This window comes from Pseudomonas sp. NPDC089734 (assembly GCF_044748865.1).
Taxonomy (GTDB): Bacteria; Pseudomonadota; Gammaproteobacteria; order Pseudomonadales; family Pseudomonadaceae; genus Aquipseudomonas.
Genome location: NZ_JBIVGV010000009.1, coordinates 183,432 through 194,345, shown reverse-complemented (window position 1 = coordinate 194,345; position 10,914 = coordinate 183,432). Strand labels below are relative to the sequence as shown.

10 protein-coding genes are annotated in these 10,914 nt (G+C 58.7%); all 10 read right to left on the bottom strand.

The window, feature by feature from the left end:
* The coding region (nuoC, locus tag ACIPY9_RS14225) for an NADH-quinone oxidoreductase subunit C/D (protein WP_400702086.1) at positions 1-1,619 on the bottom strand (1,619 nt) is incomplete at its 3' end.
* Between the two features lie 73 nt (positions 1,620-1,692).
* Positions 1,693-2,367 carry a NuoB/complex I 20 kDa subunit family protein gene (locus tag ACIPY9_RS14220; RefSeq protein WP_400702083.1) on the bottom strand — a complete coding sequence of 225 codons (675 nt, stop codon included), beginning with the start codon at positions 2,365-2,367 and terminating at the stop codon, positions 1,693-1,695.
* Between the two features lie 10 nt (positions 2,368-2,377).
* Positions 2,378-2,791 carry an NADH-quinone oxidoreductase subunit A gene (locus ACIPY9_RS14215; protein ID WP_032627857.1) on the bottom strand — a complete coding sequence of 138 codons (414 nt, stop codon included), beginning with the start codon at positions 2,789-2,791 and terminating at the stop codon, positions 2,378-2,380.
* 453 nt (positions 2,792-3,244) lie between these two features.
* A complete protein-coding gene (gene aceA / locus ACIPY9_RS14210) occupies positions 3,245-4,570 on the bottom strand; it encodes an isocitrate lyase (RefSeq protein ID WP_400702080.1) in 1,326 nt (441 codons plus the stop codon).
* A 505-nt stretch (positions 4,571-5,075) separates the two neighbouring features.
* Positions 5,076-5,816 carry a secretin N-terminal domain-containing protein gene (locus ACIPY9_RS14205; RefSeq protein ID WP_400702077.1) on the bottom strand — a complete coding sequence of 247 codons (741 nt, stop codon included), beginning with the start codon at positions 5,814-5,816 and terminating at the stop codon, positions 5,076-5,078.
* 187 nt (positions 5,817-6,003) lie between these two features.
* On the bottom strand, positions 6,004-6,426 hold the full coding sequence (locus tag ACIPY9_RS14200; RefSeq protein ID WP_400702074.1) for a GNAT family N-acetyltransferase: 423 nt from the start codon (positions 6,424-6,426) through the stop codon (positions 6,004-6,006).
* Positions 6,419-7,585 carry a JmjC domain-containing protein gene (locus tag ACIPY9_RS14195; protein ID WP_400702071.1) on the bottom strand — a complete coding sequence of 389 codons (1,167 nt, stop codon included), beginning with the start codon at positions 7,583-7,585 and terminating at the stop codon, positions 6,419-6,421. The genes ACIPY9_RS14200 and ACIPY9_RS14195 overlap by 8 nt, the downstream gene beginning before the upstream one ends.
* Positions 7,586-7,646: 61 nt before the next feature.
* Positions 7,647-9,017 (bottom strand): adenylosuccinate lyase, encoded by a 1,371-nt coding sequence (gene purB, locus ACIPY9_RS14190; protein ID WP_400702068.1) that lies wholly within the window; start codon positions 9,015-9,017, stop codon positions 7,647-7,649.
* A 130-nt stretch (positions 9,018-9,147) separates the two neighbouring features.
* Positions 9,148-9,768, bottom strand: a complete 621-nt coding sequence (gene hflD / locus ACIPY9_RS14185) for a high frequency lysogenization protein HflD (protein ID WP_400702065.1) — start codon at positions 9,766-9,768, stop codon at positions 9,148-9,150.
* Positions 9,768-10,898 (bottom strand): tRNA 2-thiouridine(34) synthase MnmA, encoded by a 1,131-nt coding sequence (gene mnmA / locus ACIPY9_RS14180; protein ID WP_400702062.1) that lies wholly within the window; start codon positions 10,896-10,898, stop codon positions 9,768-9,770. The genes hflD and mnmA overlap by 1 nt, the downstream gene beginning before the upstream one ends.
* Positions 10,899-10,914: the final 16 nt, after the last annotated feature.

The window sequence follows — 10,914 nt, the reverse complement described above, 5'->3', positions numbered from 1 at the left end:
AGTGCCGAGACCAGAGGCTGTCTGGCAATCGCAAAGTGGTAAGTGCCTGCAGGTCGTGCCCCCGGGCCCCACGAAACCTGCAGGAAGTGCGTGATCAAGGTTTCGATGTGCTGCAGGGTGCGCTCTTTCGGCGGCGGCGTGGTCAGCGGGTGATCCGCCTTGTACGGGCCTTCCGGCATGTTGCGCATGCACTGGTCGATGATCCTGATGCTCTGACGCATTTCTTCGACGCGGACCATGCAGCGGTCGTAGGCATCGCCATTGGACGCCAGCGGGACCTCGAACTCGAAGTTCTCGTAGCCGGAGTAAGGGCGGGCCTTGCGCAGGTCGAAATCACAGCCGGTGGAACGCAGGCCTGCACCGGTGACACCCCATTCCAGGGCCTCTTTGGTGTTATAGGCGGCAACACCGATGGTACGGCCCTTGAGAATGCTGTTCTGCAGGGCGGCCTTGGTGTACTCGTCCAGACGCTTGGGCAGCCAGTCGACGAATTCCTTGACCAGTTTTTCCCAGCCGCGTGGCAGGTCGTGAGCGACACCGCCGATGCGATACCAGGCCGGGTGCAGGCGGAAACCGGTGATGGCTTCGATGACCTTGTAGGCGCGCTGACGGTCGGTGAAGGTGAAGAACACCGGAGTCATGGCGCCCACGTCCTGGATGTAGGTTCCCAGGAACAGCAGGTGACTGGTGATCCGGAAGAACTCGGCCATCATGATGCGGATGGTGTCGACCTTTTCCGGCACCTTGATGCCTGCCAGCTTCTCGACCGAGAGCACGTAGGGCAGGTTGTTCATCACACCGCCCAGGTAATCGATACGGTCGGTGTACGGAATGAAGCTGTGCCAGGACTGACGCTCGGCCATCTTCTCTGCACCACGGTGGTGGTAGCCGATGTCCGGAACGCAGTCGACGATCTCTTCGCCGTCCAGTTGCAGAATGATGCGGAACGCACCGTGAGCGGAAGGGTGGTTCGGGCCGAGGTTGAGGAACATGTAGTCCTCGTTCGGGCCGGAACGCTTCATGCCCCAGTCTTCCGGACGGAAGCGTGCGGCTTCCTCTTCCAGTTGCTGCTTGGCCAGGTTCAGGCTGTACGGGTCGAACTCGGTGGCACGGGCAGGGAAGTCCTTGCGCAGCGGGTGACCTTCCCAGGTCGGCGGCATCATGATGCGGCTCAGGTGCGGGTGGCCCGGGAAATCGATCCCGAACATGTCCCAGACTTCGCGCTCGTACCAGCTGGCGTTAGGCCAGATGCCGGTGACGCTTGGCAGGCTCAAGTCGCTTTCGGACAGGGCGACCTTGATCATCACGTCGCTGTTACGTTCTACCGACAGCAGGTGGTAGAACACGGTGAAGTCAGCGTCGGGCAGGCCGCGACGGTGAGTGCGCAGGCGCTCGTCGACACCGTGCAGGTCGTACAGCATCGAGTAGGGCCTGGCTACCTGGCGCAGAAACTTCAGCACCTCGACCAGGTGGGCGCGGGCGACCCACAGCACCGGCATGCCGGTACGGGTCGGCTGGGCCGTGAAGGCTTCGGCGCCAAAGCGGTTGTTCAATTCAACGACGACGTCTTGGTCGTCAGCCTTGTAAGGCGGGATGTACAGAGCGGTGTCTGCAGTCATAGGTCTCAATCACTTCGGTCAACGTACAGAATCAACCCGGGTCTTGTCTTTTTTATAAGAAGAGCGGGATGGATCAGACTTCGTCGGGGCTGCGCAGGTTGGTGACCTGAATACGCTGTTCGCGGCGCTGTTCCTTTTGCGACGGCATTTCGGCGCGGTATACGCCTTGATCGCCGACGACCCAGGAAAGAGGGCGACGCTCCTGGCCAATGGATTCCTGCAACAGCATCAAGCCTTGCAGAAAAGCCTCGGGACGGGGCGGGCAGCCAGGCACATACACATCCACAGGAAGGAACTTGTCCACGCCCTGAACCACTGAATAGATGTCGTACATGCCACCGGAGTTGGCGCACGAGCCCATGGAGATGACCCATTTAGGCTCAAGCATTTGCTCGTAGAGACGCTGGATGATCGGTGCCATCTTGACGAAGCAAGTACCGGCAACAACCATGAAGTCTGCCTGACGCGGTGATGCCCGGATGACTTCGGCACCGAAACGGGCGATATCGTGGGGCGCCGTGAAGGCAGTGGTCATTTCCACATAGCAGCACGAAAGGCCGAAGTTATACGGCCACAGGGAGTTTTTACGTCCCCAGTTGACCGCATTGCTCAGCACGTCTTCGAGCTTGCCCATGTAGATGTTTTTGTGGACCTGATCCTCTAGAGGATCGGAAACGGTCTCCCGTTTGCCGATTGGATACTGCTCGTTAGGAGCATCCGGGTCGATCCTGGTGAGATTGTATTGCATTGCCAAAGCCTCATTGTTTTAGCTTCGCCTGCCGGTTACGACGACCTTCAGGAGCCCAATCCAGCGCTCCAACCCGCCATAGGTAGACAAGACCTGCCAACAGAATTGCTATGAAAACGAGAGCTTCGACGAATCCGGTCCAGCCGCTTTCGCGGACGGACACAGACCAGGCAAAGAGAAAGAGGGCTTCAATGTCAAAGATCACGAAGAGCATCGCGACCAGATAGAATTTTGCAGAGAGTCGCAGGCGGGCGCTGCCTGTAGGCAACATGCCGGACTCGAAAGGTTCGTTCTTGCTGCGGCCCCAGGCCTTGCTTCCGAGAAGGCTGGAAACGCCGAGCATGAAGGCGCAAAGACCGACAACACCCAGAAGGAAAATGGCGAAGCCCCAGTTGTGGGCAATCAAACCTGTCGATTCGGGCATGCTGGCAGTCCTTAATAGAGAGCAAAGGTCTCTGTGCTTGATAAAGAGTGAGTCCGTGACGATATGTCGCAGCTGGAGCATCGGGGTGATTTTATGTGCAAATACTTGGCAAGTAAATTTTCTACATCAAAATTATTTAATGAATTAATCGCTTCGAGTGTCTGGATACGGCTACGAGGCTTGCAGCGTGGGCCTTGCCGAGTTTTTTATTAATTATTTTCTAAATAGGGAAAAGCAATAAAAGGTAATTTGAATGATAATTAATATCATTTGAATGAGCGGTCGGTAGTTGATCGGGCCATGAGGTGTTCCTGTTCTGCTTACTTAAGACATTACAGTTGTATCACCTGGAACCGTATCAAAGGTTGTCCCGGATCAATGCGCGGGGCACGAACATGAAAAAACAAGCCGCCCGTTGGGGCGGCTTGTTCGTTGGAGCGACCTCATGGAGGATCAGTGGAACTGTTCTTCTTCCGTGGAACCGGTCAATGCGGTTACCGATGACACTCCGCCCTGGATCACGGTGGTCATGTCGTCGAAATACCCGGTGCCCACTTCCTGCTGATGAGCCACGAAGGTGTAGCCCTTGGCTGCATCGGCGAACTCCTGTTCCTGAAGCTTCACGTAGGCGGTCATGTCGTTGCGGGCGTAGTCGTGGGCCAGGTTGAACATGCCGTGCCACATGTTGTGAATGCCGGCCAGGGTAATGAACTGATGTTTGTAGCCCATCGCCGATAGCTCGCGCTGGAATTTGGCGATGGTGGCGTCGTCCAGGTTCTTCTTCCAGTTGAAGGAAGGCGAGCAGTTGTACGACAGCAACTGGTCCGGGTATTCCTTCTTGATGGCTTCGGCGAAACGACGGGCTTCGTCCAGATCCGGTTTTGCCGTTTCACACCAGATCAGGTCTGCATAAGGGGCGTAGGCCAGCCCTCGGGAAATGGCCTGGTCCAGACCTGCGCGTACCTTGTAGAAGCCTTCGGGGGTACGGGTGCCTGTTACGAAGGGTTTGTCGTAAGGGTCGCAATCCGAGGTCAGCAGATCGGCGGCGTTGGCGTCGGTACGCGCCAGGATGATGGTCGGCACGCCCGCGACATCCGCTGCCAGACGAGCCGCTACCAGTTTCTGGACCGCTTCCTGAGTCGGAACCAGAACCTTGCCGCCCATATGGCCGCATTTCTTCACGGACGCCAGCTGATCCTCGAAGTGGACCCCCGCAGCGCCGGCCTCGATCATGTTTTTCATCAGCTCATAGGCGTTGAGGACGCCCCCGAAACCTGCCTCGGCATCGGCCACGATCGGTGCGAAATAGTCGATATAGCCTTCATCGCCCGGGTTCTTGCCGGCTTTCCACTGGATCTGGTCGGCGCGACGGAATGAATTGTTGATGCGTTTGACCACGGTCGGCACAGAGTCCACCGGGTACAGCGACTGATCGGGGTACATGGATTCGGCGGAGTTATTGTCGGCGGCCACCTGCCAGCCCGAGAGGTAGATCGCCTGAATGCCAGCCTTCACCTGTTGGACTGCCTGGCCGCCGGTCAGCGCGCCCATGCAGTTGACGAAGTCCTTGTCCGGTCGGAAAGACGGCCTGGCACCTTGCGTGACCAGATTCCACAGCTTTTCGGCGCCCATTCTTGCGAAAGTGTGTTCGGGTTGAACCGAGCCACGCAGGCGGACGACATCAGCAGCAGAATAGGTTCGGGTCACGTTTTTCCAGCGCGGATTTTCAGCCCAGTCTTTCTCGAGAGCCGCTATTTGTTGTTCGCGTGTCAGTGCCATGGAGATAAACCTCATTGTCAGGTTTTGGTTGGAAGATCCTGCTCCGCCAAAACGCCCCGTTTATCGAAGGCACGGTAGATGGCTGCTCGCTGTTCAGAGGTTGAAGGTCTGGCGTGTTGCGACGGGTGAGCGAGGTGCTCGAGAGGGGAAGGCGAGGTTGTGCGGCTCGAGTGAGCAATCCGGCTCGTGGATGCCTTCTTGCCTTGCCCGAAAAGCCTTGCCGATCAACCGCTAACGCTTCCGTCCCTCGGGACAACTTCGTTCCAGTCGTAACCTCGTCAAAATGCCTTGTGGGCAATGTCGACAGGAATCGGCTCAGGCTCAGAGCAGCGATCCTGAGGCTTTTTCAAGGCCTCTGATTAGCGGGAGCGAAGCAATCATGCCTCGCTCGTTTTTACCCGTCAAACGTTTTGTAGTGCTTTTTTGTGTTCACTACATCTTTGGTCTAATGCGACTGCATGGTCACTAAAAGGCCCGTGGGTGCTGGCCCGGACACTGCTGCCGGTTACTCGAGGCTGTCGACCTTGACACGTAGAACCATGTCGTCACGACCCTGGGTGGAATAGCGTTGCGCTATACCACGCTGATCTGCCACGGATTGATCGCTGGAGCCGGCCAGTGTGATCCATTCGCCCAGGCGTCCGCTGACCTGGCTGTCGGTGCTCTGGACCTTGATGGCGTCGGGACGTTCCTGACTGGTTCTGTCGCGATTGGTGCTGATGTTCAGGTGGACGGTGTCGCCGGTGACGCTGGCCGTGACATAGAAGCCCTGTGTGACGTTCCGGTATTCGGTATTGCTTTGTGGGTAGCCGTACGCGTCTGTGCGGGTGGTGGTCAGGGGAATGCTCTGTCCTACCTGAATGAGTGCTGGCGTGCCTTCGCTGGTCTGAACCTGTTGAACGCCGCCGTCACGGCTGGAGGTACCGTAACTGATGATTCGTGCCCCATTGCCGCCATTGACGGACCTAGAAGCGTTGTCGCTGGTATCGACGCTGATGAGCAATCGCTTGGGAGCGGTGTCGAGTTGAGAGATCAGGGCGCGAAGTTCTTCGATCTTGCGCGACTCTGCATTGACGATCAGTTGATTGCCGTAGGCGCTGACGGTGCCGTCCGTCCCCAGGAAGGATTTGGCGACGGGCAGGAGATCTGCGCTGGTGCGGTGGTTGAGCGGGACGATTTCGGTCGCGGCCAGCGTGCAGGTGCTGAATGCGATAAGCAGTGAGGCAAGCAAAGGGCGTAAAAACATGTCCGGTCTCCGCGATGGGCGCGTAAAACGTGAGTGTGCCACTTTGTCGGTCATCTGTAAGGCAAGTTGAGCTGACAGATAGCAAAACGCCCCGACATTCTCCGTTCCAGCATAGACAGCCTGGAAGGGAATGCGGGGCGTCATGTTATGTAGTGCGTGTGTAACACATCCTACATCTCAGGCTGTATCAGGCTTGTCGTACCATGTCGACATGCGGCAGGCCGGCCTCCAGAAACTCATCGCTGACCACGGTAAAGCCAAAGCGTTGATAGAACTCGACGGCCTGTACCTGTGCACTGAGCTTCTGCTGCTTGAGGTTCTGTGCTTCGGCTTCTGCAATCACGGCCGTCAGCAGCATTTCCCCGGCTTTCAGGCCGCGCCAGTCCTTGAGGACTGACAGACGGCCGATTTCACCGTCTGCCAGCAGGCGGGCTGTGCCCACTGCATAGTCGCCTTCCCGTGCCAGAAAATGCACGGCATCGGCATCTTCGGAATCCCATTCCAGTTCGGGGGGAACCGATTGCTCGGCAATGAACACGGCTTCGCGAACGCGTCGGATGTCGGCGTTGTCTTTCTGCCAGTCCGCGACAGATACAGTGATTTTATTCATCGGCAAATCCCAGGCTTCCTTGTTTTACGAGTTCGCAAATCAGATTGCGTCCCTCTTCATCGGCCAACCATTGGCCGAGGTTGTCGCTGTGTAACGAATCGGCTGCGCAAACCAGCTTGAGCAGTTCGCGCAGATGCCCTGGCAAGAGGCGGCTCTGGCCGCTGGCAAACAGTAGCAGATCGTCATCCACTTCGGACCAGGCCAGGCGGGCACTTGGGTTGCGGATGAGAATCGCACCTTGCTCCAGGCTGTCGAGCAGGTCTTCTTCTTCCAGCTCGGGGCCGACGACCAGTTCCGGGTAACGAGGCTCGGTCATGAACTGGCCAAACCAGGTCAGCAACAGGCGCTCGTCACCCATGTGCTCTGCCAGAAGGGCCTTGAGGCGATCAAGGGCATCTTTCTGGATCTGGTGCGGATCGCTGGCCGGCTGTACGTCGGCGTCGGTGTAGCGCTCTTCATCGGGAATGAACTGGCCGAGGAAGTCGGTGAAGTGGGTCAGCACTTCGGCGGCGCTAGGGGCGCGGAAACCGACCGAGTAGGTCAGGCAGTCATCCACCGCCACGCCGCAGTGAGCGAGGCGGGGAGGCAGGTACAGCATGTCGCCCGGTTCCAGGGTCCATTCTTCGGTCATCTGGAAGTCCGAAAGAATGCGCAGGTCTGCATGTGGGAGCAGCGGGCTTTCCGAGTCGCACATCTGGCCGATCTGCCAGTGGCGCTTGCCGTGTCCTTGCAGCAGGAAGACATCGTAGTTGTCGTAGTGTGGCCCGACGCTACCGCCGGGGGCTGCGTAGCTGATCATGACGTCGTCGATGCGCCAGCTTGGCAGAAAACGGAAGTTTTCCAGCAGTTCGCCGACTTCCGGGACAAACTGATCCACAGCCTGAACCAGCAGGGTCCACTCACGCTCTGGCAGTGTGCTGAATTCATCCTCGGCAAACGGACCGCGGCGCAGTTCCCATGGGCGTTCGCCTTTTTCGATGATCAGCCGGGATTCGACTTCTTCTTCCAGGGCCAGGCCTGCCAGTTCGTCCGGATCGATCGGGCTTTCAAAGCCCGGCATTGCCTGACGGATCAGCAGGGGCTTTTTCTGCCAGTAATCGCGCAGGAAAACACGTGCGCTCATGCCGCCCAGAAGTTGAAGAGGAATATCAGGATTCATGTGTAAGCCCTTGAAATGAAAACGCCCGGCACAGCCGGGCGTGTGCAAAGTTTTTGACGGATCAGATGCGCTTGGCTTGTGCCACGGCATTACCGATGTAATTGGCAGGCGTGAGCTTTTTCAGCTCGGCCTTGGCCTCGGCCGGCATCTCCAGACCGTCGATGAAAGTTTGCAGTGCTTCAGGGCTGATGCCCTTGCCGCGCGTCAGCTCTTTCAGTTTTTCGTACGGATTCTCGATGTTGTAGCGGCGCATTACGGTCTGGATCGGCTCGGCCAGGACTTCCCAGCACGCGTCCAGATCGGCAGCGATGCGCTGTTCGTTCAGCTCGAGCTTGCCGATGCCCTTGAGGCTGGCTTCATAGGCGATGACGCTGTGTGCAAAACCTACGCCCAGGTTGCGCAATACGGTGGAGTCGGTCAGGTCGCGCTGCCAGCGGGAAATCGGCAGTTTGCTTGCCAGATGCTGGAACAGGGCGTTGGCGATACCCAGGTTGCCTTCGGAGTTCTCGAAGTCGATCGGGTTGACCTTGTGCGGCATGGTCGACGAGCCGATTTCGCCCGCGATGGTGCGCTGCTTGAAGTAGCCCAGGGAGATGTAGCCCCAGATATCGCGATCGAAGTCGATCAGGATGGTGTTGAAGCGGGCGATGGCGTCGAACAGCTCGGCGATGTAGTCGTGCGGTTCGATCTGGGTGGTGTACGGGTTGAAGCCCAGACCCAGTTCGTCTTCGATGAAGGCGCGTGCGTTGGCTTCCCAGTCGATGTCTGCGTAGGCCGACAGGTGAGCATTGTAGTTGCCTACGGCACCGTTGATCTTGCCCAGCAGAGGGACGGCCGCGACCTGGGCGATCTGACGCTCCAGGCGGTAGACGACGTTGGCCAGTTCCTTGCCCAGCGTGGTCGGGGAGGCTGGCTGGCCGTGTGTGCGCGACAGCATCGGCACATCGGCGAAGCGCTGGGCCAGTTCACGGATGGCGTCGGCGATCTGGCGCATCAGCGGCAGCACTACGTTGTCACGGCCTTCGCGCAGCATCAGGGCGTGGGACAGGTTGTTGATGTCTTCGCTGGTGCAGGCAAAGTGGATGAACTCACTGACCTTTTCCAGCTCGGGCAGCTTGGCAGCCTGTTCCTTGAGCAGGTATTCCACGGCCTTGACGTCGTGGTTGGTGGTGCGTTCGATTTCTTTGACGCGCTCGGCGTGTTCCACGGAGAAATCTTCAGCCAGTGCATTGAGGATGGCATTGGCCTGCGCGGAAAACGGCGGGACTTCGGTGACTTGCGGATGAGCTGCCAGGCGCTGGAGCCAGCGGACTTCAACCATCACGCGAAAGCGGATCAGGCCGTACTCGCTGAAAATAGGGCGCAGGGCCTGGGTTTTGCCGGCGTAGCGGCCATCAACAGGGGAAACCGCAGTGAGCGAAGAGAGCTGCATGGGGTGGTCTCGAACAGTCGGGCAACGAAAAGGGGCGCATATCATACATGAAATTTCAGTTCGACTGGGTCCGACTGACCAGTGTCGATAGCGCCTTGCCAAGTGGTTAAAGGGGCTGATGCGTGACGGATCAGCCGTGCATCAACGGATAGAGTTCTTTCAATAACTTGCGACGGCTGAAGACCAGTTGCCAGCGATGGCCGCCAACTTGTCGCCACAGGCGTGCCGAGCGAATGCCGGCCAGCAGCAGGGCGCGAATCTTCGAGGCGTTGTTGGGTTGTTGCAGGTTACGCATGTCGCCATGCACCTGGATGCGCTGGCGCAGGGTGCTCAGGGTGTCCTGATACAGCGCGCCGGTGGCGGCGATCACGTTTTCGTGAGCGATACCAAAATGTTCCACCTGGGACTGGATCTGCGGCAGTCGCTTGCCGATCACTTCCAGCATGTCTTCGCGTTTGGCCAGTTGCCTCTCGAGGCCGAGCATCGACAGGGCGTAGCGCAGTGGCTCGCGCTGCAGGGTCGCAGGATCGCGCTCCAGAGCGCTGGCCATGGCACGATAGCCTTCGCGCAGGTTCAGGTCGTCACCCCCGAACACGTCCAGCGTGTCCTTGGGGTCCAGTACCAGCAGGCTGCCGAGCATGCAGCTCAATCCGGCTTCGCTGATCTGTCCGGTCTTGGCGATCCTGTCGACCAGTACGGCGGCCTGGAATACGCCGCCCAGCGCGATCAGTTGCTCCTGAGTGGGGGTCATCAACGCTTGTCCTTGCTTTTCCAGGGCTCGGCAACTTCGATCACGCCGCCTCCCAGGCAGATTTCGCCGTCATAGAACACCACGGACTGACCGGGTGTCACGGCACGTTGTGGTTCGTCGAACAGGGCGCGATAGCCCTCTGCGGTCTTTTCCAGCGTGCACTGCTGGTCGCCCTGGCGATAGCGCACCTTGGCCGTCAGTTTTTTCGGGCTGCTCAGGTCTATCGGATTGACCCAGTAGATCTGCGAAGTGATCAGTGCCTGGGAGAACAGCCAGGGATGATCGTTGCCCTGGCCGACGATCAGTTCGTTGTGTTCCAGGTCCTTGACCAGGACATACCACGGGTCGTCGCTCGCATCTTTCAGGCCGCCGATGCCCAGGCCCTGTCGCTGGCCGATGGTGTGGTACATCAGGCCGTTGTGGCGGCCGATGACTTCGCCTTCGGTGGTCTTGATCTCGCCGGGCTGGGCAGGCAGGTATTGGCGCAGGAAATCCGTGAAGCGACGCTCACCGATAAAGCAGATGCCGGTGGAGTCTTTCTTCTTGGCGGTCGCGAGGCCGTGTTTTTCCGCGATGGCGCGTACTTCGGGCTTTTCCAGCTCGCCAACCGGAAACAGCGTCCGGGCGATCTGCTCGCCGCCGACGGCGTGCAGGAAATAGCTCTGGTCCTTGTTCGGGTCCAGGCCCTTGAGCAGTTCGGTGCGACCGTCGATGTCGCGACGGCGCACATAATGGCCGGTGGCGATCAGGTCGGCACCCAGCATCAACGCGTAGTCTAGGAAGGCCTTGAACTTGATTTCCCGGTTGCACAGGATGTCCGGGTTGGGCGTACGGCCGGCCTTGTATTCTTCCAGGAAGTGTTCAAAGACGTTGTCCCAGTACTCGGCGGCGAAGTTGGCGGTGTGCAGCTTGATGCCGATCTTGTCGCACACGGCCTGGGCGTCTGCCAGGTCTTCGCGGGCGGTGCAGTATTCCGTTCCGTCGTCTTCTTCCCAGTTCTTCATGAACAAGCCTTCCACCTGATAGCCCTGCTCCAGGAGCAGGACAGCGGAAACGGAAGAGTCCACGCCGCCGGACATGCCGACTATGACGCGCTTGTTTTCTGGGTTGCAGTGGGCTGGATCACGCATGGGAATTCAATGGGTG